The following is a 21,443-nucleotide window of genomic DNA, read 5'->3' as shown; positions in this document are numbered from 1 at the left end:
TACGCTGCTTTGAACCCACGACAAGCTCTGTTTCTCTGTTATCCCTTGAGTAGAACAGGGTGAATCAGGAAGCAGACTGAAACCGGCTGCCATCAGGAATGTGCGATCTGCGCCAGGAGCAATGGCTCTAACCCACGGTTGTACAGATTTTGAGCATGATGTCAAACCTGCCCCCTTCTACGGCTTCTTCTTCTAGCCCGCTTCACTTTCTTCAGCAGCATCCGCTTTTGCTCGATGCACTCCTGATGAACTGTAACTATGATCTTGATGAGGTGACGCGGCTGATTCAGCCTGCTCTGGCTGCCTCTGATCGCTGTCAGCGAACGCCCTACTATATCCAGGCAGTTGCTGTTGGCAATACACACTTTCTGATGACGAATGCAGCAACCGTTCAAGCCACCGAAATCACCCCCCAGCCTTCAACCTGGCTTGTGGGTCGTAGTCCTGCCTGCGCGATTACGATCGTCAATCGGCTCGTTTCTCGCTGCCATGCGGTGATTGGGTATCAGACAACCTACGGGTTCTATATTGCTGATTTAAGCAGCAGCAACGGTACACGGGTTAATCATCGGCGACTGGTTCCCTCAGAACGCTGTTCGCTTCAGGACGGTGATTTGTTGCAGTTGGGAGGACTCAAGCTAGAGTTCTTCCTGGTTTCGCAGGTGAGGCAGCTCGCGGCGATCGATGAAACGACCTGCTATTGAGTCGTGCTGAAGCGATCGATCGCACAAACCACTTGTACATCCCGCAAGATACAAAACAAGGGCACATCTGCTGTGCCCTCATCCTGCTATTACTGTCTCACCGTCTACTGTTTCACCATCAATGATGATTAGTGATGAATGATTAATGATGCTTTGTCAAGCCAGTTTGGCAAACACGATAACATCTCAGAGCCGCAGACTTTAGCGGAAGCGACGCTTGCGACGAGCCATGACTGCTTTACGCTTGCGCTTTTCGAGCGGAGTCTCAAAATGACGATGGCTCTTGACATCTGCCAGAATGCCCGCCTTGGAAACCTGTCGCTTGAACCGACGCAGCGCTGATTCAATTCCTTCGTTTTCTCCTAAGACCACTTGGGTCATTGCTTGCTGCTCCTTTTCTAAGATGTGAATGAGGTCAATCAAGAGAATTAAGGTTGGGGCGATCGAGTCATGATCAAGTAGGACTGGAGCAATCAAGACTGACAGAATAAAACCTGTGAAATCAGTCCGTGCCAATCGAACGACGACTGCTGCGATCGCTGCTAGACATTTTAAAAAGTCTGAATAGCTTCGGCAACTAACAGCGTTAAGGCGTATCAGATGCCAGACCAGTTATTTTACCCTGGTTTGTTTGGAAAAGTATAGAGGGTGGGGGATGCAGAGGAAGGTGAGGAGTGAAGGGGGTAGGAAACTGCGACGGATAGGCTACTGGACAAATTGGATGGTGGGAACTATGATTGCTGCTACTTTATCGAAGCAGTGTTCAGTAGGCTTAGCATGGTTAAGCATTTGCCGTTGGGTGAGTTGGTCGCGCTGTTGAAGGCAGTTCCGATTCGGATAGAGGCAGTTGAGCATCAGCGTCCGATGCGGATCAGTACCGATAGCCGCAGCTTGCAGTCTGGCGATCTGTTTATCGCGTTGCGGGGCGATCGGTTTGACGGCAATGATTATTTAGGAGTGGCTCAGCAGCAGGGGGCGATCGCTGCTGTTACGGACTGTCCTCCAGCCGATGCTGATTTGCCACTACTGGTTGTGAGGGACGCGCTTCAGGCTTATCAGACGATCGCTCACTGGTGGCGAAATCAGTTTGCAGTTCCCGTAATTGCGGTAACGGGTTCAGTGGGCAAAACAACGACCAAAGAGCTAATCACGGCAGTTTTGGCAACTCAGGGTAAGGTGCTCAAAACACAGGCGAACTACAACAACGAAATTGGTGTCCCCAAGACGCTGCTCGAACTCACCCCCGCTCATGATTTTGCAGTAATTGAAATGGGAATGCGGGCAGCCGGAGAGATTGCCCTGCTGACGCAAATTGCCCGTCCTACAGTAGCAGTCATTACGAATGTGGGAACAGCGCACATCGGCAGGCTCGGCTCAGAACAGGCGATCGCCGACGCAAAATGTGAACTTCTTGCAGAAATGGCTGCGGACGGAGTTGCAATTTTGAACTTTGACAATCCGCGCTTGATGCAAACCGCCGGTTGCTTTGCAGTTCCCGCAGGTGCAAATCGGCTCTGGGCAGGAAAGACAATTTCCTATGGGCTGACGGGTGGCGATGTTTTTGGGCAAATGATTGACCCATCGACTTTACAAGTTAACGAAATGACATTGCCGCTCCCGCTTCCGGGACAGCACAACGCGATGAATTATCTGGCAGCTCTGGCAGTTGCAAAAGCGTTAAACCTTTCCTGGGAGCCACTTCAGCAGGGCACTACGGTAGAACTACCGCAGGGACGGGCACGTCGCCTTACTTTGCCGCCGGATATTGTGATTTTGGACGAGACCTATAATGCAGGGCTGGAGTCAATGATTGCTGCACTGCATCTGCTGGCGCAAACGCCCGGAAGCCGACGGATTGCTGTTCTGGGCACTATGAAGGAGCTGGGCGATCGATCGCCTGAATTTCACCATCAGGTTGGAACCGTAGTGCGGCAGCTTGAACTGGATCATCTGCTGATTCTGGCTGACCTCGCAGAAAGCGAAGCTCTGGCAGCCGGGGCATTTCCCGTACCAACAGAGCAGTTTGATGGCGATGAAGCAGTAATCGATCGCCTCAAAGCCCTGATTCAGCCGGGCGATCGAATCCTGTTTAAGGCATCTCGTGCGGTAGGACTCGATCGCGTCGTAGAAGGATTGCGCCAGGCAGTTTTGTCAACGAATTGGGCTGAAGCTCAAACTGCCTGATTCTTTGCTAGTTGGCTGATGATCGAGCGCGTCCGTTTGCCTGAGCTAACTGAAGCGATTTCACAAACTGAGCTAAGGAATACTCCACAGCAGAACTTGCATCCATTGCTCTCCAGCCATCGGGAGTTCGCTTCAGATATTCAAAGTGCAGGTGCGGTCCGGTAGACATTCCGGTGCTGCCCACGCGCCCAATTACCTGTCCTTGCTGCACAGTTTCTCCGGGTTTGACAAACATCTCGGAAAGGTGAGCATAGAGCGTTTGCGTGTCTTCGGCGTGCTGAAGGACAATTGCTAAACCATAGCCGCCCATTTCGTCTGCTGCTTCAACCCGACCCGAAAACGCAGCCAGCACAGGGGTTCCCATGGGTGCGCCGAGGTCTGTGCCTGTGTGGAGGCGGCTCTGTCCGGTAACGGGGTGAACTCGCCAGCCAAACGCAGAGGTAATCACCGCCGGGATCGAGAGGGGAAAACGTAGATTGACATTGCCCAGCCGAAGCTGCATGGTAGGACGCACGTTCAGATTGTAGTATTCCCGTCCTGAAGGCGTAGTGCGACCGCCTGCACTGTAATCTAGACTGACCGAATTCCAGCCGCCGCTGACTGACCCACTCGAACTTGAAGCATACGAACTTGAAGCATAGCGGACATCTGAACTTGCAATCGGAGCCGGAGGACAAATACTTCCAGGAGCCGCCTGACCGGGTTGCAGCAATGCCTGGCAGCCGGTCGATCGCTCAGACAAAATTACATCTGGCTGGTCGGCGCGAGTTGCCCCCAGACTGTAAGCGGTCGTATCGATATAGTCTGCCTGCGGGTTAAAAGCGGCGGCAGCAGTGTCTGCCAGGTTGGGCGTTACCAGGACTGGAACCTGATAATCAGCAGAAGCAGAGCCGATTGAATCAATCGCTTCTCCGTCAGAAATTAGTGGTTCGACGGGCTCAGGAGCGGTCTGGGTAAGCCCACTTGAAACTTCAGGAGCCGCAACGAGGGCAGCAGGTTCAGGAGCCATCTCAACAGGCACAACCTCAGGAGCTGCATAAACCTCTGGTGCAGGAGCAGGCGGAGCTTCAATCGGTGCAGCAAGATCTGCCGCAGTTTGAGCAACGGCAAGGTTAGGACTAAGTAACCCCATACTGCTCAGACAAATTGCTCCGCTGAGCCAGAGCGAACGCTGATAAAAACGGCTGGTGTGGTGATTTTTTGTCATTCCAGATATCCCTTGCTGCAAACGGCGTTGAAACTGTCCTGCTGAGTGAAGGAAAATCGTGCAGCACTCCCGACACATCATAATCCAGATGTTTCAGAATGTCGCCTGTGTACCCAATCTACTCATGAGACACATTCACGTAAAACTCATTCACTGATGTGAAAGCGATCGTCGCTCTTTCGATAGAAATTGTTCCCAAGCTTCCCTTCCCTTCGCTACTCTCCTACCGGAACCTCATAGCCCAACGTAATGTCCCCTGGCTTCAAACAAACCTCGATCGCTCGATTGTTGCCCAGTTGCCCCCCAGGAGAATCGCTTTTGGGCTGAAGTAATACCCGCAGTTCTCCGGCTGGTGTGATTCCGAGCACTTGACCTGGCATGTTTTGATAATTGACCGACCGCCCGACGTTAATGAGCAGCGATTCGTAGGCAGGCAGAAAAGCGTTGATGTCGCGCTGTTGCCAGTAGGTGAGACTGGCAGGGATGCTTTGTAACACGATCGCTGCCAGGGTCTCCATTCGGTCGATCGGCGGGATAGGCGGGACATTCTGTTTCTGAAACACCCTTTGCAGCGAGATTCCAGGATGCGGCACTGGATTTTTCCAGTTGATGCCGATGCCAATTACTGCCTGATGAATTCGGCCCTGCTGAGTTCGGCTTTCAGTCAGGATGCCACCGAGCTTGCGCCCTTCAATGACCAGATCGTTGAGCCACTTAAGCTGTACCGGAATTTGTCGTTGTCGTAGCCCGATCGCAATTCCCCAGGCACTGGTCAGGGTCAGCAGAGCTGCATTTGCCGCAGGCAGATCCAGGTTCATTCCCAGAGAGAGATACAAGCCTCCGGGATCAGACTGCCACTGATGTCCGCGCTGCCCACGTCCGGCAGTTTGGGATTGGGCGATCACGGCGACAGGCTGCGAAGGGGTTTGTTGCAGGAGGTTCCAGGCGATCGTATTTGTGGAGTCAGCGGTGTCGAACAGGTGTAGTGCGAAATTGGGTAGATCTCCGGGTATGGGCAGGTTGATTTGATGCAGCTCTGCCTCTAGCAAGGCGCGATCGAAGGTCATGGTTCTCCATTAATTTTTGTGATTTTGGCGTAAGCTAGCCTCAAGGCGTTTCGCTGTCCAGCTCCTTTTCCCCGGAATTCCTATGCATACCTGGCACTGGCAAACCTGGCAAGACCTACCTTATTTGACCTGTAGCCTGCTGAAGGACTGGTCGCACGGTTTCTTTACACAGCAGTTTTGGGTTCATGCCCCCGAAGATTTAGCAGAAGTTTTACAGCCGACCGCTCAGGTTTATCGGGTTAAGCAAGTTCATAGCAATACTGTGCTGACAGCGGCAGAGATCGATCGCACCTTTTCAGACGATGCGCCCTTAGAAACCGTTGCCGCGTCTGATTCTGCCATGTTTCCCGAAGCGGATGGTATTGTCAGTGATGACGCCGATCAGGCGGTTTGGGTCTGTACGGCAGACTGTACTCCGGTGTTGATTGCCGATGCCGAGACTGGACAGGTTGCCGCGATTCATGCCGGATGGCGCGGGACTGCCACCCAAATTGTGCCCAGAGCGATCGAGCGACTTCAGCAGCAGGGCAGCCAGCTTCAAAATCTCAAAATTGCTCTCGGTCCTGCCATTGCCGGAGAAGTCTATCAAGTTTCGCTTCCGGTCGCTGCTCAGATTGGCAGCACGATCGTCTCTCCTGAAAGTTCTGCAGGCGAATTACCCGATGCTGAGGTCGAAAGCCTGCTCAATGCGCTGAGCCAAATTCCCGATTCTCCTTTGCTGCCCGACCCCCAACCCGGACGAGCCAGAATTGACGTACGGCGGACGATTGCGCTTCAGCTTGAGCAGCTCGGAATTGCCTCTGAGCAGGTGTCGATCGCCCCTTACTGCACGTATCAAACTCCCGAATATTTCTTTTCTTATCGGCGAGAACGGCTGAAGAGAGTTCAGTGGTCGGGGATTGTTTCAGCTTAGGGTGCGTCAAAGGTAAGTGCTTCTCCTCGGACATCTAGATTGAATTTGCCGCGATCGTACGCAATCTTGCCGCCTACGATCGTCATGACGGGAAATCCGGTGAGCTTCCAGCCTTCAAACGGGCTCCAGCCGCACTTGGTTTGAGTTCCTCGCGAAGGACGGGGCGATAGGTATCTAGATCGACCAGTACCAGATCGGCATCGTATCCGGGCTGAATCAGTCCTTTGTTGGGAATTTTGTATGCCCTGGCGACAGCCGTAGACATCCAATTTGCCACCTGGGGCACGGTGCAGCGTCTCTGCATTGCTGGGTCAGCATCAGCGGCAGAGAAGTTTCGACTCCGGGCATTCCTGAGGGCGTGTGGGGGTAGCCCTGCGCCTTTTCTTCGAGCGTGTGGGGGGCGTGGTCGGTGGCAATAAAGTCGAGAATGCCGTCTTTGAGTGCCTGCCGAGGACTTCGTTATCGTGGGGCGATCGAATGGGCGGATTCATTTGAACAAGCGTGCCAATTTCCCCATAGGCAGCCGTATTCAGCAGCAAGTGCTGGGGCGTGACTTCTGCCGTGACCCAGGCAGGTTTATCCTGGCGCAGCAGTTCGGCTTCTTCGGCGGTGGAGAGATGCAAAATGTGAAGCCGTCGCTGATATTTTTTGGAAAGAGAGAGGGCAAGCTGCGTGGCGAAAAGGGCTGCCTGATTGTCTTGAATTTGCGAGTGAATTGCCGGATCGGTGACGCCTGCAAACTGTTCGCGTCGCTATCGAATTCTTGCCTGATCTTCGGGATGAACCGCAATGAGGCGATCGCCATAAGCAAAAATCCGCTCTAGTGCCGCTTCTTGATCAACCAACAGCGCGCCGTGCATCGATCCCATAAAGATTTTGATGCCGCAGGCAGGGTTTGCCTCTAGCAGGTCGGGCGATGCTTCCGCCGTCGCACCGATAAAAAAGCCGTAGTTGACCAGGGATCTTTCTGATGCTTGCTTCAGCTTACCGTTCAAAGCCGCCTAAGTTGTGGTTAGCGGCTTTGTATTGGGCATCTCCAGAAACGAGGTACCCCCCCTTAGCACTGGCACGGCTGGCAGTAGACAGGTCTTCTTTGTATTCCAGCCCTGGTTCCCAGAAATGCACCTGCGGAGCAATCACGCCCGGCAATAGCGTTAGCCCCGATGCTTCAACGATCTGCACCGCTTCCCCCCGATCATCAGGGGAGATTTCACCGCCAACTTGGGCGATCGTCTTGCCGCGAACGTGGACATCTCCGGCGGTAAACGTGCCGTCTGGCAGAAGAATCCGGGCTTAGCGAATGAGCAGGGAACTAGGTTGCGAAGTCATAGGTCAATTCAGGGTGAACAATTTCAGGGTGTTATCAGGTTTTGGAAGGCGATCGTGCAGGATGGCGCAGAATGAGTCAGGCTATCCTCCAAGCGAACCTCCAAATAAACCAGCCAGATAAACCAAAAAGCCAAAGCAACTATTCTCACCGATTAGAATGGAAAACATGAAATAACCTTGCATTTTATTAAATTCTCCACTAAGCAGATGCAGGTCTTGGCAGCTTGTGAGCAGAAACCCCTGATACTTCAGTCGTTCACGCAGCTTATAGAGACAATTTGCAGAAGAGGGCTATCAGGTGCATCCCGTCCGGTTGATCCTTTTACAACTTTCATGGACTATGATACTTTTCGTCCGCTTTATGCCATAACTAGGGTTTAGTCTTAACGAAAGTTCAGTCTTAGGCTCCAAGCTTGATTTTCTGCTTGAAACCTCTGCTTTAATATTGTGTTTTTAATATTGTGCTGAATTTCAGGCTGCATTGAACTGCTTTCTGCTCTGCATCGGATCACTTTTATCTCAGCATCCATGTCTCATCCTGATCCTAATCTTCCGCCTCATCTTCATTCCACCTCGCCTGATGATTCGGGTATTAGCCCCGCTTCAGATGCTTCGGAGCCGCTCAAAATGTCGTACAAGTCGAATCGCGCCGTACCGCCTCAAACTGAAAATGCCTGGGTGGAAGCCGCTAAAACGATCGGTCTTAGCTTAGTGCTGGCGTTAGGAATTCGGCATTTTGTCGCAGAGGCACGCTACATTCCCTCCGAATCAATGATTCCGACGCTGGAAGTTAACGATCGCCTGATCGTAGAGAAGATTAGCTACCGCTTTAATCCGCCTGGACGGGAAGACATTATCGTCTTTTGGCCCAACGATCGGCTACGGCAGCAAAACCCGGAACTTAAAGATGCCTTTATTAAGCGTGTGATTGGTTTGCCGGGAGAAAAGGTTGAAGTTAAGAACGGCACGGTTTTTATCAACGACCAGCCCCTCAAAGAAGAATATATTGCCGCAAAACCGGATTATCAGTGGGGTCCAGAAGTGGTGCCGCCAGATTCGTATTTGGTGCTGGGTGATAACCGCAACAACAGCTTTGATAGCCATTTCTGGGGCTATGTACCGCGTGAGAATATTATTGGTCGGGCAGTCTTTCGCTTCTGGCCCCCCAATCGGCTTGGCGATATTGACTCCGCACCGTATTATCAACCGGGGCAGGATCAGCCCTCTCCAAATCAACCTTCCCAAGATCAGCCCTCGGAACAGCCTGTTACCCCCTAGATCTTTCAAGCAAGGATCAAGGCAATGAAGCTTTTTAGCAATCCGGTCGGGAGGCTACTGTCTCGCTGAACCGATCCGCTATAGGATGGATCTGGTTTTAATCTTATTGAATAGAGCGAATCGGTGAGACAAATTCTTATGTTCCGCTATCGGTCATTAATTGCCCTTATTCTGGTTGCGATTACCAGCCTGCTCGTGAGCTGTGGCAACCCAACGCCAACGGCAAAAGCTCCGACTTATACTTCTGATCAAATTGCCCAGATTCAGCAGTACGCCACTCGGCTGCAAACCTTCCGCGATCGAATGCTAGAGCTGCCGCCCCTGGTTCAGCAAAAGCGATGGAACGATGTCGAATCGCTAATTCACGGTCCTCTGGGCGAAATCCGAGCTACGATGCTCCGTTTATCGCGCAATCTGCTGCCTTCTGAGCAGAAACAAGCAGAAGCAGCCGCCAAGGAAACGTTTGAACATCTAATTTTGATTGACGAAGCGGCTCAGGCACAGGACGGGATTAAAGCCTTGCGAAACTACAATGAGCTGTTGAAAGATTTTGACGCTTTTGTAGAGCGGATTCCTTCTTAGGAAGAGACGAGGCGATAGGGAGATGGGGAGCTAAGAGAATAAGATGTCGGGAGTGCAGCAGTGAAAGCAGGAAGAAGAGGCAAGGGTGAGGCGTGAGAACGTGAGCAGCTTTGAAATAAATTTGGAATCAGTAATTCGAGCGTTGCTTAAACTAAAAACTTCCTCAAACCTCCTTTGCCCTTTTGCCCCTGATCTCTTCACCCTTCCCTCATCTCCCTATCCCCTGATCTCCTCATTCTCCGGTAAAAATGCACATCGCGATCGTTGGCTGTGGCGTGATCGGGGCGATGACTGCCTACGAACTCAGCGGCAATTCAGAATTCAGAATTACGGTGATCGATCGCCAGTTCCCGGTTCAAGGGGCGACGCAAGCTGCGCTGGGTGTGCTGATGGGGGCAATCAGTCAAAAAGTGAAAGGGCGTGCCTGGAATTTGCGGGAGGCCAGCCTGAAGCGATACGAAACGCTGGTTCCTGAATTAGAGGCAGCGACGGGTACAATAATTCCATTCAACCGTAAGGGCATTGTCAAGCTGTGTTTAGCCGATGAGGAGCAGCCTGACTGGGATAGCCTGATTGAAACGCGCCGATCGCAGGGGTGGCGGCTGGAGCGATGGGATTTAACCAAACTGCGGCAGCACTGTCCTCAGGTGACCAGCCCGCGTGTCGTGGGAGCAATTTATTCGCCGGACGATCGCCAGCTCGACCCCAAGACACTTACCCTGATGCTGATTGAAGCAGCTCAGCGGCGCGGCGTTCAGTTTTATTTTGAGACTCAGATTACAGGGTTTGCCTCGGATCAAACTTCATCGGGACTGTGTGCTTGCCACGCGATCGACACTCAGCAGGGCAGATTTGCAGTGGATGCGATCGTTGTCACGGCAGGATTAGGGTCAACGCCTGTTTTGCAGTCTCTCCAGCAGGTTCGATCGCCAGAAGTCGCGGGAGAGAAAGTGGTTGAAGTGCGCCCGGTGCTGGGGCAGGCGGTGCGAATGCGTTTGGCAGAGCCATTGGGAAATCCAAACTTTCAGCCCGTTGTTACCGGAAACGATATCCATTTGGTTCCGTTGGGCGATCGAGAATATTGGGTGGGTGCGACGGTTGAATTTTCCGCAGGTGCGAGTGAAATTTTGCCCGATGCCGATCGCCTGCAAAGGGTGCTAAGCGGGGCGATCGAGTTTTGTCCTGCCCTGGCAGTGGGCGTAACGGTGGAGCAGTGGTCGGGCTTGCGTCCGCGTCCCCATCAGCGTCCTGCTCCGGTGATTGAGCCAATGCCCGGCTACCAGAATGTGATTGTGGCAACCGGGCACTATCGCAATGGAGTTTTGCTGGCTCCGGCAACGGCTCAGAGTGTGCGATCGATGGTTGAAACAATTCGAGCTGTTGCCTCTTAAGGACGATACTCGACCCGTGCAGACAAACGCCGATTGCGAAGCTGATCGACCACCGCTTCAGCTCTTTCTCGATCCTCGTAGCCGCCTGCATTGATGAACGAACCTCTCCTGGAGCTTTGAACAGTTGCTGCTGCCTGCACCTGTCGAGCCGTTGCCAAATTGCTAGGGTCATCACCCGGAATCACTGCCACAAAAGGACCAACGGGCAAGCCGGAAGTGGGCGGCTGAACCGGGATAAAGGGTGGCTGAATGGGAACGAACCCGGAACAGGTTCCCGAAGCAAGGGCATTGTTCGTTTGAGGTCCGGCAATGCCATCCACAATCAGACCGCAACTGCGCTGAAACTGAGTCACGGCACTCACGGTTTCCGGTCCATAAACTCCGTCGACGCTAACGAAAAAGCCTTCTGACCTCAGTGCCTGCTGCAAAGTAAATACTCTTGCACCTTGCTCACCGGGAAACAGGGTGTTGTTAGGTAGCAGGGTTTGGGCGATCGATTGGGAAGAAGCTCCAACTACCGCAGTGAGTACCGCGATCGACAGCAATCCCTGACGTAGAAAGCTTGACATTCGCCGGGGGAGCCTCTTAAATTGCTTCAGTTTAGAAGATACGTTTGGGTCTTGATCAAAGGGAATCGAATGAGTCGTGAATCGCGGTTTCATAGGTTCCTCACTCACTGTTGATACGTGTTGTTGATAAGTAGGGTTGAGACGGTCGTTAAGAAGGTGGGTTGAAATAGATTGAGACTCAAGCGAGTCTGGCAAAGGTTCGATCTGATCCATCGAGCCTTGCCTTTTTTCAATCATTTTTCCAGTTGGTTGAACAGAATCCCTATTTCTCAAGTGAAGTAGCGATCGTTTCAACCCTGGCTTAGAGCTTGCTGGAATCCGATCGGAAAAGGACAATTGCGAACCAGGAAAAACGGAAGTCAAGTGCGATTCGGATACCTTCAAGCATTGTTATATATTCTTTATCTTTACTCGAAATTTCGGTTACGACTAGCTGCTAAAGTGGAAGTTTGTGATAGTAAAAAACTTGCTTCTTCTAGATATGGTGTTTAAGTAGCCCTAAATACTGGGTAATTTACTCTACAAGTAGCGTTATTTATTTTTCTAAAAATTTCCTAATTTTGTCCTGACGATCGAGAGCGAAATTTCTAATCTTGCGATCGATTTGGTAGTGAGGCGAAATTGTCAGATTAAACTCTCTAAAAGTCCTATTGCTGAGTCGCCGCGATTGTTGCTGCTTTGCCTAATACCCATTTTGCCTGTCTGGGGGTGAAATCTCCTGGGCGTGAAATCAGAGCGGTTTGCACAAGTTAGAGACTCTTTTCAGAAGAAAGCCTTTTGCGAATCTCCTCAAACAAAGCAATCTATCCCCTACCATCCTTTGGCCCTTAAATAAGCACCCGCAAGGGTACTCTTGATTTCCCGGAATCTGTTTGTTTTACCTTGTTGCATTGTTGTGGAACAGCGACCGATTCAAACGTAATCCACTTCAACAATCACAAAGGTCATTCAAAATGAATACGATTTCCACTCAATATCCAACGCTGCAAATGGGTGCTCAAGGTGCGGCTGTAAAAACCCTTCAGCAGTTGCTTAATCAGCGAGTCAGCCGTGATTATATGGTTTCTGTAGACGGCATTTTTGGAGCGAAAACTGAGTCAGCCGTTAAAGCTTTTCAATATAGCAAGCTGCTTCGCAAGGATGGAATTGTTGGACCAAAAACCTGGCAAGCTCTGCAAACCAATATGCCTCCTGCAATGCCTGTAATTCGCCGGAGCAGCAAAGGTGAAGCGGTTGCGATCGCCCAAGTGCTGCTGAGGGAAGCCGGAATCTATAAAGGTGTAGTTGACAGCAACTTTGGACCTCAAACCGAAGTGGCAGTCCGGGCATTTCAAACGGCTCAGAGCCTCATCGTTGATGGCGTGATCGGCAACAAAACCTGGGCAGCCTTCAGTGGTCTTGCTGCTTATCTTGCCTTTGACTAATGCCAATTCATGCCTCATTTTTTATCTGAATCAACACCACCCAATTTGAATTAAAGGAATCTCATCATGACAACACTTCGCAGCACCGTTCTCCTTAAAAAAGGCTCTCAAGGCTCTGGTGTAAAACAGCTTCAGGCAATGCTGAATGTTTGGCTTGAAAGCAGCGAAATTTTTCCAGGGGCACTCCTAGTCGAAGACGGCATCTTTGGTTTGGCGACAGAAGGGATTATTAAATTTTTTCAGTGCCGTCATTTTCTGGAAATGGATGGCATTGTGGGCACTCAGATGATGGCATGCTTAAACCAGGGTGTATCCGGCTTGCCACTCCTGAAGCAGGGCAGCACGGGGGCGATCGTTCGCCGACTGCAACAGGTTCTGACGCTCTATGGCATCAACCTCGGTTCTGTAGATGGCATTTATGGCACAAAAACGCGGGCAGCCGTGACCCACTTCCAGAATGACCACCATATTTTTGACGTAAACGGTCGTGCAACGGGTGAAGTCAACCTCAACACCTGGCGAAAATTGGCAGAAGAGCCTGTTGGCATGGCGTGCGGTCCACTTCGATCGTTTTCGTAATGTAAATTTCGTGTTGGGAATTGTGGCGTAATTTGATGGAATTTTCGTTCTTCCATCGGTCACCTGGGTTTATTGATCAAGTCTGCCTTTCAGGTTTACGGAACGTTCTGCTAATTTTTTTAGTCAGTACAAACCTAATTTATTCCCTCTTGCAAAAATCAGCATAAAAACAATGAGTTCTAGCATCAATACCCGCATCGGTTACATTGCCACCGTTCGTACTCAGGGAGATACGCTGCGCGTTCGATCGACTCCTAACGGTGAAATTGTGGATTATCTTTCCAATGGTTATCTGACCTATACCACAGGAGAAGCGATCGCCGCCGCAGGACGCACCTGGGTTTCCTTGGGGGCAAAGCAGTGGGTTGCGTCTGATTTTCTGGTTCCCGCTCCTAATGCAAACGGCAAGGCAAAAGTAATCGCCATGCGGACATCAACGACCATGAGCGGCGGCTTAAGAATTTATCAGACTCATCTAGTTGACGGCAAAAATCAAATTATCAAAACGGTGCGTGCGGTTTCTGGTCGCGCCAATAAGCAAACTCCCTCTGATACGGCTGGCTCTCAAGCTCCGTTGCCCTTTGGTGTTTACACCTTTGATAAACCGGGAAGCGTTGAGTTTGCGCCCGGCGAGTTTGGTGGGGTGTGGTCTGCAGTGACTCCGACCTTTCAGACTCAGCGATCGGGCTTAGGAATTCATTATGATCCTTCGGCACTGAAGCAGGATGCTAACACGGGAACCGCAGGCTGTTTTGCAACGCCTACAATTGAAGAACGAGAAACCATGTCTCAATTTATTCGGACTTACAAACCCACTCATTTTGTTGTGTTTGAGGGGTAATAGGGCAATCTAAAACTTTGACCCAGGGCTTTCATCTCTCACGCATGACTTTTGCTCAGGACTCTCACTCAAGACTTTTGCTGCGGTAATTTCTCTGCGGTTAAATTCTCTATTTAGCTTTGCGATCGCACTCTTTATACCAGGCTGCGATCGTTTTGCTTTTTGCTGACTTTGCGCGGCGATTGTTACCGTTTTTGACAGCGATCGATCGGCTCAGCATGGATAGCAAAAACTTCGCTAATAACTCACAACTAACGACCAATGGCTCCTAACCAATAACCGATGATCAATCACTCGTGGCGATCGCATTCGGCATTCATATCATTCGGCCTCTGGATATTGGTGTTTCCCACTCAATACCTGCAATTTTTAAGACTTGTAATTTTTTAAGACTTGTATTTTAAAACTTGTAATAGATAGAGATGCTCCAGGAATCTGAATGGCAGGAGGATCAGGTTTGGGAATATTCAGGGCAGAACGCTGAGCTGAATTATCAGTTTTTGTCCAGCCCACAATTCTGCGGTTGCTCATTCATGCTAAATACGGTCAAAGCGATTTCTAACTCTAGGTTATTCCTTCCTCATAAAAATTCTTGTTTCTGGAAAACAGGACTGATGGAAGTGCACATTGCTGCCGATGTCCTGATTGTCCTGGCTTACTTCTTGATCTCGATCGCCCTTTTTCACTTTGTTCGGCAGCGAAAAGATTTGCCTTTCAAACGGATATTCCTTCTGTTTGGGGCGTTTATTATCTTGTCTGGCACGACTCACTTTCTGGGAGTATGGACGCTGTGGCATCCGGCTTACTGGCTTTCTGGTTGCGTTAAGGCAATCGCGGCATTAGTTTCGGTACTGACTGCGATCGAACTTGTTTTCTTGATGCCGAAAGTGCTTGCCTTGCCCAGCCCCGCTAAACTTCAGCAGTTAAACGTAGAGCTACAGATTTCTCAGGCTCGATTTGCAGGCATTCTTGAGATTGCCAGCGATGCCATTATTTCGATCGATGCGAATCAGCGAATTACGCTGTTTAATCGAGCAGCCGAAAAGCTGTTTGGCTACACAGCAGCCGAAGCGTTAGGGCAACCACTGGATCTGCTGCTTCCCGATCGATTTGTAGCTTCGCACCATCAGCACATTAGCAGCTTTGAGAAACAAAATGGCACGACCCGATGCATAGGCGAACGCAGCGATATTTTGGGTCGTCGCAAAGATGGCAGTGAGTTTCCAGCAGAGGCTTCAATCTCTCAGTTAGAAGTGGCAGGAGAACAGGTTTTTACGGCATTTTTGCGCGACATTACCGCTGCCAAGCACCTCGAAGCGAGTCGCCTCCAATCCGAAGCAGAGTTACGAGAGAGTGAAGAACGCTGGAGATATGCGATCGAAGGCAATGGGGATGGACTTTGGGATTGGAACGCGCAAACCGATAAAGTCTTCTTTTCACGTCAATGGAAAATCATGCTGGGTTTCGCTGAGAACGAAATCGGCAACGATTTGAGTGAGTGGAACAGGCGATTGCACCCCGATGATAAGGCACAGGTATATGCTGCCTTTGAGAAGTATTTTTCGGGTGAAGTGCCGCAATACAGCAGCGAATATCGCGTTTTGTGCAAAGACGGTTCCTATAAATGGATTCTCGCTCGCGGCATGGTGATGAGCCGAGATCAGGCAGGAAAGCCGCTGCGAGTGATGGGAACCTACACCGATATTGGTGAACGAAAGCGAATTGAAGTTGCGCTCAAAGAAAGCGAACAATTTTTGCAGGACATTATTAATTCTGCGGCTGAAGCGATCTGGGTGGTTGAGCAATTAGAGGATGGAGGATATCAGCTCATTAGTATGAATCCATCGATCGAGACAGCCACGGGTATCCCGTCGCATCAATGGATAGGCAAACGAATCGATGAACTGTGGGACAGCAAAATAGCCGCCCAAATCTACTCTCGCTACCGTAAATGTATTCAGCAGAACGCAACCATTACCTATGAAGAAGAACTGCCCTTTGCGGATCGTCCTCGCTGGTTTTTGACTACCCTAACGCCCCTGCACAACCGAGGTTCAGGCCTACGGCTACTAGGAACCAGCATGGATATTAGCGATCGCAAACTGGCAGAAGTGGAACAAAAAGCACAGCAAGCTTTCCTGCGACAAGTCATTGATGCCGTTCCCAATAACATCTTTGTTAAAAACCGGGGAGGACGCATTTTAATTGTGAATCAGGCATCCGCAGATATCCACGGAACCACCGTTGAAGCGATGCTGGGCAAACGAGAAACCGACTTCAATCCCAATTTTTCAGTAGAACAGCTCAAAGAAATCCTGGCGGTGAATCATCAGGTGATGCAAACTCGGCAACCCTACACTTATCTTTCGCAGTCGATCGTGAATGCGAGGGGTGAAGCTTGCTGGCATCAAACGGTCATTAATCCTTTGGTAAATGTACACGGACGGGTGATAGGAATTGTGGGAGCTACCACAGATGTCACTGCCCGTAAACTCACTGAGCAAGCTCTGCAACAGGCAAAAGAAGCCGCAGAAGCCGCAAACAAAGCCAAGAGTGCCTTTCTGGCAAACATGAGCCACGAGCTGCGGACTCCACTCAATGTGATTTTGGGTTTTGCTCAGGTGATGTCTTTTGATGAGCGTCTCACCGCAGAACAACGCGAAAACCTGGGGCTAATTCGGCGGAGCGGCGATCATTTACTCAGTTTGATTAATGATGTTCTAGATTTGTCAAAAATTGAAGCTGGACACATCACGCTTAACGAAGACAGCGTTGACTTAATTGATTTACTGCAATCCCTCAAGGAAATGCTTCGCCAGCGGGCAGAAACGAAAGGATTGGGGCTGTACCTTGAACTCGCTTCAAACTTGCCTCGATATGGGACGATCGACGCAAACAAGCTGCGGCAAGTGCTGATCAATCTTTTGGGAAATGCGATCAAGTTCACAACGCAGGGTCATGTGACCTTACGAGTCACCGTTAAGGAGCGCAGAAATGACTCCCATCTGTCGATTGCTTCGCAGTTCCCCAACGAGGTAATTGTGCTTCAGTTTGAAGTCGTTGATACAGGCATTGGCATTGCTGATGATGATCTAGAGCAAATTTTCAGTGCTTTTGTGCAGACGCAAGCCGGAAGGACTTCGCCCGATGGAACAGGATTAGGATTGACCATCAGCCGCAAGTTTGTACAAATTATGGGCGGAGAGATCACCGTGCAAAGCACTGTGGGACAGGGCAGCACGTTTGTCTTTTCGCTTCCTGTTACTGTAGCGCGATCGGCTGATGTGCCAGTAGCGGCTTTCACAGGTCGCGTGAGCCGATTAGCTCCCAATCAACCTGTGTACCGTATCCTTGTGGTTGATGACCAACCAGAAAACCGAATATTGCTAGTCAGGATACTTACTCAGATTGGGTTAGAAGTTCGAGAAGCTTCTAATGGACAAGAAGCTGTGGCTCAGTGGCAGCAATGGCATCCCCACTTAATCTATATGGACGTCCGAATGCCGCTACTCAACGGCTACGAAGCAACTCAGCAAATCCGCGCTACCCCAGGCGGTGAAGTTCCAGTGATTATTGCGCTGACGGCTCAGGCATCCAGAGGCGATCGCACCTTAGCTTTAGCTGCGGGTTGTAATGATTATTTGACAAAGCCATTTCAGGAAGAGGCGCTATTTCGCAAAATGGCAGAATATTTGGGAGTGAAATATGTTTATGCAAACAGTGAAGTAGCCGCATCGGGTGAGGAATTGCTCAATCCTTCTATCAATTTGCAGGCGTCTGACCTGCTAGCGATGCCACCTATATGGATTACAGTCCTTCGTCAAGCAGCCCGCCTCTGCGACGACAGTGCAATAGAGCAGCTCATTCAACAAATTCCGGCGGAACAGGAATTTCTAATTCAGGGATTGCGTCAGCTGGCGCAAAACTACAGCTTTAAACAAATTGTTGTTTTAACTTCGCCAGAAACTTCAAATGACCATGCTTAGAGTACGCACATCGGAAGAAAGCAATACGACTCAAGTCAGGACTCACCCTGCCACGCTCCTGATTGTGGATGACCATCTTGATAATGTGCGTTCTCTTGCCCTGTTACTGAGTGAATCAGGATATTCTGTCAGGAAAGCTACGAGTGGCGAAATGGCACTGGAAACGATCGGGGTTGCTCCTCCTGATTTAGTGCTTTTAGATATCCGTATGTCGGAAATGAACGGCTACGAAGTGTGTGAACGACTCAAAGCCAATTCCGCAACCGACAGCATTCCAGTCATTTTCTTGAGCGCTTCAAACGATACAGAGGATAAAGTTCGTGCCTTTGCCGTAGGTGGGGCCGACTATGTGACTAAACCGTTTCAAGCCGAAGAAGTATTAGCGCGAGTTCAGCATCAAATTACGATCCTGCGGCAACGGCAGTTGCTCGTTGAGCAAAATCATCAACTGCGACAAACTGAAGCTGCCCTCCAGCAGGTCAACCTGGAACTGAAACGCATTGCCAACATCGACAGTCTCACCCAGATTGCCAATCGCCGCTGCTTTGATGAAATGCTTGACCAAGAGTGGAAACGGCTCAGACGCGAACAGCAGCCTCTGGCACTGGTTCTTTGCGATATTGATCATTTCAAACTTTATAACGATCGCTATGGGCATCTCGCAGGGGATGCCTGTCTACAGCAGGTCGCAAAGGTAATTTCTGATTGTATTAAGCGTCCTGCGGATATCGCTGCTCGCTACGGCGGCGAAGAGTTTGCCGTGATCTTGCCTAATACGAGTGAAGAGGGAGCGGTCAAAGTTGTGAATGCTATTCAAGATAGCCTGCAACGTTTACAGATTCCTCATGCGGCTTCGGCGATCGCTCACTATGTAACGCTGAGTGCCGGGGTTGTATGCTCGACTCCGTCGCGCAATTTATCAACCCAAAAGCTCATTGCAGAAGCGGATGCTGCACTGTATCAGGCAAAACAAAGGCGCAATACCTGGTCACTATCCGTTATCTGAACCTTTTTTGTCGGCTCAGTTTTTTTAATCAGAGAAATTGAGTTTTTTGAAAAATTTGGTAATATTGCGGCGGCCTGCCTCTACCGTTGGGCAGAATAGGAATTGTAGAGAGGGCTACATTTTGCTCTGTTAGAAGGCTAAAGTTAGAGAGCTGAAGTTAGCCCAACCATTCTCCTCAAAAACGCTTCCGATTCCTTTATTTCTTCTAATATCTCTTCCAGAGTAAGGCGGGCAATTAAGATGGTTCAAAGTATTAATCCTGTAAGCTTGAGCGCGATCGATCTCGATCGACTGGCAGAAGACCTGAATCGAGACGGAGTTTGCGTTATTCGCGGATTGTTCGATCGAAGCTTGATTGAAACCTGGGCAGCGGCGTTTGATGCGCTATTTCAAGAGCGGCAGCAGCGAGTGGACGGGTTAGCTCCCCGAGGAAAATCGCGCTGGTACACGACATTGCCTTGGGTGGCTCCCTTTGCTGACCCTAAGGTATTCGCCAATCCGACGATTTTGGGTGTACTCAACCGCGTGTTTTTTCAGGAATACAGGCTGGTTCAGCTTGCGGCAGACATTCCCTTTCAAGGAGCAGAGTATCAGGACATTCACCGCGATTTTAATCCGCTGTTTACTGATCAAATCGTCACGCCCCTTTATGCCCTGGCAGTCAATTTTCCCCTGGTGGAAGTGACGGCAGAAAATGGTCCGTTTGAGATGGCGCGGGGTACGCACCGGATGTCGCGGGAAGAGGGACTGGTCAAGGTGCGGGCGGGCGAAATTCCAATGGAGCAATTTTATATGCAGCCCGGTGATGTGATGATTCGATCGCCCTTGGCTCTGCACCGGGGCACACCCAACATCACGCCGCAGCCGCGTCCGCTGATTGTCATGGGCTATGTGATGCACTGGCTTCACACCCACAAGGTAGATTTAACGCTGCAAACGGATTACTACAATAGTCTTTCACCTGAGCTTCGGCAGTTGCTCCGCTGTCAAACGGTCGAAAAGCTGCCCGCTCAGGCAACCGAGACTTATGTGAAATTCGAGTATTAAATGGCAGCGCAAACTTACACAAATCCCGTTTATCCTGATTATTTTGCTGATCCGTTTGTTTGGCAGCATCAGGGGGTCTACTACGCAATCGGCACGGGTCCGGCAGAAGCGGCAGGGCAGGTGGAGGACCGTCATCAACGACGCGTTTTTCCCCTGCTGCGATCGCATGACTTGATTCGCTGGGAGTTTGCCGGAAATGCGTTGCAGCGTCCAGACCCAGCACTGGGGGATAATTTCTGGGCCCCGGAAGTTGCATACTGCGATGGCACGTTTTACCTGTATTACTCAGTGGGGCATGAGGACAAACGCCATCAGTTGCGCGTAGCGACCAGTTCTAACCCGCTGGGTCCATATCAGGATGCAGGTCAGCCGCTAGTTGATCCAGAAGCCTGTGCATTTGCGATCGATCCCAGCCCGTTTCAGGACGATGATGGGCAATGGTATTTGTTCTACGCTCAAGATTTTCTGGATACAGAAGATGGTGTTCGGGCGGGAACCGCTCTGGTTGTCGATCGCCTGATCAGCATGACTCAACTGGCCGGGGAAGCAAAGGTGGTGCTGCGTGCCCGTCAGGACTGGCAGCGATTTTTAGCCGATCGCCCGATGTATGGCGGCATTTATGATTGGCACACGCTGGAAGGCCCGTGCGTTCGTAAATACGGCGGTCAATACTACTGCTTTTACAGCGGCGGACGGTGGGAAACAGACAGCTACGGAGTCGATTATGGCGTTGCCGAGCAGGTGATGGGGCCCTACTCGGATGTGGGCAATGCAGCAGGACCGCGAGTGCTGCGATCGGTTCCGGGGTCAGTGCTGGGTCCAGGTCATAACTCGATCGCCGTCAGCCCAGACGGTCAGGCAGACTACATTGTCTACCATGCCTGGGATACGAAGATGGAAGCGCGTCGGATGTGTATTGATCTGCTGCACTGGACGCCGGACGGTCCGCGCTGTCAGGGTCCGACCTGGACTCCCCAAAGCCTTTAAACCGATTGCCCTCCTTCTTACTCCAGAAACCGAATCACCCGCACCTGGAGATCTGGCTGTTCGGTCTGCTGATAATGAGCCGCCTGCTGCTCGATCTGCTGAAGTTGTCGCAGTGCTAGACTACAGGGCATTCCATATTTTGCCTGTACCCGATCGCTGGCAATTTTTAGAGCGGTGCGCGATCGTTCGACAAACTCCTCCAGGCGGTAAGATTGGGCAGGAATAAAGTAGTCTTTGACGATCAGCGAAGGCGAGTAGCAAACTTCATGAGTGCCATCGGGCCATTGGACTTCAAAGCGAATTTCAGGCATGGGAGTTTCCTTATCAGGTTTCAACGTTCCGCAGCATT

At 50.8% G+C, this 21,443-nt stretch carries 20 protein-coding genes and 1 pseudogene; 14 read left to right on the top strand and 7 right to left on the bottom strand.

Annotation, left to right across the window (positions count from 1 at the left end):
• The first annotated feature begins 158 nt into the window (after positions 1–158).
• The gene (locus NDI45_RS21840; protein WP_190790035.1) at positions 159–704 is read left to right on the top strand and encodes an FHA domain-containing protein; all 546 of its coding nucleotides are present in this window, start codon (positions 159–161) and stop codon (positions 702–704) included.
• Positions 705–905: 201 nt separating this feature from the next.
• On the opposite strand, the gene rpsU is transcribed toward NDI45_RS21840, so the two are convergent.
• Positions 906–1,085 carry a 30S ribosomal protein S21 gene (gene rpsU / locus NDI45_RS21835; RefSeq protein ID WP_190504446.1) on the bottom strand — a complete coding sequence of 60 codons (180 nt, stop codon included), beginning with the start codon at positions 1,083–1,085 and terminating at the stop codon, positions 906–908.
• 396 nt (positions 1,086–1,481) lie between these two features.
• On the opposite strand from rpsU, the gene murF reads away from it, so the two are divergent.
• Complete coding sequence (gene murF, locus NDI45_RS21830; protein ID WP_190790036.1) at positions 1,482–2,888, top strand: UDP-N-acetylmuramoyl-tripeptide--D-alanyl-D-alanine ligase; 1,407 nt, start codon at positions 1,482–1,484, stop codon at positions 2,886–2,888.
• Between the two features lie 7 nt (positions 2,889–2,895).
• On the opposite strand, the gene NDI45_RS21825 is transcribed toward murF, so the two are convergent.
• Positions 2,896–4,095, bottom strand: a complete 1,200-nt coding sequence (locus tag NDI45_RS21825) for a M23 family metallopeptidase (RefSeq protein ID WP_348248691.1) — start codon at positions 4,093–4,095, stop codon at positions 2,896–2,898.
• 215 nt (positions 4,096–4,310) lie between these two features.
• Positions 4,311–5,162, bottom strand: a complete 852-nt coding sequence (locus NDI45_RS21820; RefSeq protein WP_348248689.1) for a biotin--[acetyl-CoA-carboxylase] ligase — start codon at positions 5,160–5,162, stop codon at positions 4,311–4,313.
• A gap of 82 nt (positions 5,163–5,244) precedes the next feature.
• Here NDI45_RS21820 and pgeF point away from each other — a divergent pair, with 82 nt between their 5' ends.
• Positions 5,245–6,075, top strand: coding sequence for a peptidoglycan editing factor PgeF (pgeF, locus tag NDI45_RS21815; protein WP_348248687.1), 831 nt, complete (start codon positions 5,245–5,247; stop codon positions 6,073–6,075).
• Here pgeF and NDI45_RS21810 read toward each other — a convergent pair.
• A pseudogene (locus NDI45_RS21810) lies at positions 6,072–7,362 on the bottom strand (dihydroorotase). The gene pgeF and the pseudogene NDI45_RS21810 overlap by 4 nt on opposite strands.
• Here NDI45_RS21810 and NDI45_RS21805 point away from each other — a divergent pair.
• The 4 genes from NDI45_RS21805 to NDI45_RS21790 all read left to right on the top strand — a co-directional run bounded on the left by NDI45_RS21805 (position 7,297) and on the right by NDI45_RS21790 (position 10,655).
• A complete protein-coding gene (locus NDI45_RS21805) occupies positions 7,297–7,479 on the top strand; it encodes a hypothetical protein (RefSeq protein ID WP_348248685.1) in 183 nt (60 codons plus the stop codon). The pseudogene NDI45_RS21810 and the gene NDI45_RS21805 overlap by 66 nt on opposite strands.
• Before the next feature lie 552 nt (positions 7,480–8,031).
• A complete protein-coding gene (gene lepB, locus NDI45_RS21800) occupies positions 8,032–8,682 on the top strand; it encodes a signal peptidase I (RefSeq protein ID WP_348248713.1) in 651 nt (216 codons plus the stop codon).
• A gap of 123 nt (positions 8,683–8,805) precedes the next feature.
• The gene (psbQ, locus tag NDI45_RS21795) at positions 8,806–9,264 is read left to right on the top strand and encodes a photosystem II protein PsbQ (protein WP_199296319.1); all 459 of its coding nucleotides are present in this window, start codon (positions 8,806–8,808) and stop codon (positions 9,262–9,264) included.
• A 248-nt stretch (positions 9,265–9,512) separates the two neighbouring features.
• Entirely contained in the window at positions 9,513–10,655 is a 1,143-nt protein-coding gene (locus tag NDI45_RS21790; protein ID WP_348248682.1) for an FAD-dependent oxidoreductase, read from the top strand.
• Here NDI45_RS21790 and NDI45_RS21785 read toward each other — a convergent pair.
• The gene (locus NDI45_RS21785; protein WP_190790042.1) at positions 10,652–11,224 is read right to left on the bottom strand and encodes a peptidoglycan-binding protein; all 573 of its coding nucleotides are present in this window, start codon (positions 11,222–11,224) and stop codon (positions 10,652–10,654) included. The two genes, NDI45_RS21790 and NDI45_RS21785, sit on opposite strands and share 4 nt — an antisense overlap.
• 953 nt (positions 11,225–12,177) lie before the next feature.
• Here NDI45_RS21785 and NDI45_RS21780 point away from each other — a divergent pair.
• The 3 genes from NDI45_RS21780 to NDI45_RS21770 all read left to right on the top strand — a co-directional run bounded on the left by NDI45_RS21780 (position 12,178) and on the right by NDI45_RS21770 (position 14,068).
• The gene (locus tag NDI45_RS21780) at positions 12,178–12,648 is read left to right on the top strand and encodes a peptidoglycan-binding protein (protein ID WP_348248680.1); all 471 of its coding nucleotides are present in this window, start codon (positions 12,178–12,180) and stop codon (positions 12,646–12,648) included.
• A gap of 66 nt (positions 12,649–12,714) precedes the next feature.
• Positions 12,715–13,227 carry a peptidoglycan-binding protein gene (locus tag NDI45_RS21775; protein WP_348248678.1) on the top strand — a complete coding sequence of 171 codons (513 nt, stop codon included), beginning with the start codon at positions 12,715–12,717 and terminating at the stop codon, positions 13,225–13,227.
• Positions 13,228–13,399: 172 nt separating this feature from the next.
• Positions 13,400–14,068: an SH3 domain-containing protein gene (locus tag NDI45_RS21770; protein ID WP_348248676.1), complete on the top strand. Its 669-nt coding sequence runs from the start codon at positions 13,400–13,402 to the stop codon at positions 14,066–14,068.
• Positions 14,069–14,177: 109 nt separating this feature from the next.
• Here the strand turns inward: NDI45_RS21770 and NDI45_RS21765 are convergent, their stop codons facing one another.
• Positions 14,178–14,330, bottom strand: coding sequence for a hypothetical protein (locus NDI45_RS21765; RefSeq protein WP_348248674.1), 153 nt, complete (start codon positions 14,328–14,330; stop codon positions 14,178–14,180).
• A 352-nt stretch (positions 14,331–14,682) separates the two neighbouring features.
• Between NDI45_RS21765 and NDI45_RS21760 the strand changes: the two genes are divergently transcribed.
• From NDI45_RS21760 to NDI45_RS21745, 4 genes are all read left to right on the top strand, one after another.
• Positions 14,683–18,054, top strand: a complete 3,372-nt coding sequence (locus NDI45_RS21760) for a PAS domain S-box protein (RefSeq protein WP_348248672.1) — start codon at positions 14,683–14,685, stop codon at positions 18,052–18,054.
• Positions 18,047–19,060, top strand: coding sequence for a diguanylate cyclase (locus NDI45_RS21755; RefSeq protein WP_190790936.1), 1,014 nt, complete (start codon positions 18,047–18,049; stop codon positions 19,058–19,060). Before NDI45_RS21760 ends, NDI45_RS21755 begins: the two co-directional genes overlap by 8 nt.
• Positions 19,061–19,300: 240 nt before the next feature.
• Positions 19,301–20,107 carry a phytanoyl-CoA dioxygenase family protein gene (locus NDI45_RS21750; protein WP_348248669.1) on the top strand — a complete coding sequence of 269 codons (807 nt, stop codon included), beginning with the start codon at positions 19,301–19,303 and terminating at the stop codon, positions 20,105–20,107.
• Positions 20,108–21,094 carry a glycoside hydrolase family 43 protein gene (locus NDI45_RS21745; protein ID WP_348248667.1) on the top strand — a complete coding sequence of 329 codons (987 nt, stop codon included), beginning with the start codon at positions 20,108–20,110 and terminating at the stop codon, positions 21,092–21,094.
• Positions 21,095–21,111: 17 nt separating this feature from the next.
• Here the strand turns inward: NDI45_RS21745 and NDI45_RS21740 are convergent, their stop codons facing one another.
• Complete coding sequence (locus NDI45_RS21740) at positions 21,112–21,405, bottom strand: MSMEG_0570 family nitrogen starvation response protein (RefSeq protein WP_348248666.1); 294 nt, start codon at positions 21,403–21,405, stop codon at positions 21,112–21,114.
• Positions 21,406–21,443: the final 38 nt, after the last annotated feature.

Origin of the sequence: Leptolyngbya sp. GB1-A1 (assembly GCF_039962475.1) — a bacterium.
In the GTDB taxonomy this organism is placed as follows: Bacteria; Cyanobacteriota; Cyanobacteriia; order Elainellales; family Elainellaceae; genus Leptolyngbya_A.
This window is presented reverse-complemented; position numbering and strand designations above follow the sequence as displayed.

Bases quoted from the DNA above. Each gene is read 5' to 3' on its own strand.
- NDI45_RS21745 (WP_348248667.1), top strand. From the start codon at position 20,108: ATGGCAGCGCAAACTTACACAAATCCCGTTTATCCTGATTATTTTGCT.
- NDI45_RS21775 (WP_348248678.1), top strand. From the start codon at position 12,715: ATGACAACACTTCGCAGCACCGTTCTCCTTAAAAAAGGCTCTCAAGGC.
- NDI45_RS21825 (WP_348248691.1), bottom strand. From the start codon at position 4,095: ATGACAAAAAATCACCACACCAGCCGTTTTTATCAGCGTTCGCTCTGG.
- NDI45_RS21740 (WP_348248666.1), bottom strand. From the start codon at position 21,405: ATGCCTGAAATTCGCTTTGAAGTCCAATGGCCCGATGGCACTCATGAA.
- NDI45_RS21755 (WP_190790936.1), top strand. From the start codon at position 18,047: ATGCTTAGAGTACGCACATCGGAAGAAAGCAATACGACTCAAGTCAGG.
- pgeF (WP_348248687.1), top strand. From the start codon at position 5,245: ATGCATACCTGGCACTGGCAAACCTGGCAAGACCTACCTTATTTGACC.
- NDI45_RS21780 (WP_348248680.1), top strand. From the start codon at position 12,178: ATGAATACGATTTCCACTCAATATCCAACGCTGCAAATGGGTGCTCAA.
- NDI45_RS21760 (WP_348248672.1), top strand. From the start codon at position 14,683: ATGGAAGTGCACATTGCTGCCGATGTCCTGATTGTCCTGGCTTACTTC.
- NDI45_RS21840 (WP_190790035.1), top strand. From the start codon at position 159: ATGTCAAACCTGCCCCCTTCTACGGCTTCTTCTTCTAGCCCGCTTCAC.
- lepB (WP_348248713.1), top strand. From the start codon at position 8,032: ATGTCGTACAAGTCGAATCGCGCCGTACCGCCTCAAACTGAAAATGCC.
- murF (WP_190790036.1), top strand. From the start codon at position 1,482: ATGGTTAAGCATTTGCCGTTGGGTGAGTTGGTCGCGCTGTTGAAGGCA.
- NDI45_RS21770 (WP_348248676.1), top strand. From the start codon at position 13,400: ATGAGTTCTAGCATCAATACCCGCATCGGTTACATTGCCACCGTTCGT.
- NDI45_RS21790 (WP_348248682.1), top strand. From the start codon at position 9,513: ATGCACATCGCGATCGTTGGCTGTGGCGTGATCGGGGCGATGACTGCC.
- NDI45_RS21820 (WP_348248689.1), bottom strand. From the start codon at position 5,162: ATGACCTTCGATCGCGCCTTGCTAGAGGCAGAGCTGCATCAAATCAAC.
- NDI45_RS21785 (WP_190790042.1), bottom strand. From the start codon at position 11,224: ATGTCAAGCTTTCTACGTCAGGGATTGCTGTCGATCGCGGTACTCACT.
- rpsU (WP_190504446.1), bottom strand. From the start codon at position 1,085: ATGACCCAAGTGGTCTTAGGAGAAAACGAAGGAATTGAATCAGCGCTG.
- NDI45_RS21750 (WP_348248669.1), top strand. From the start codon at position 19,301: ATGGTTCAAAGTATTAATCCTGTAAGCTTGAGCGCGATCGATCTCGAT.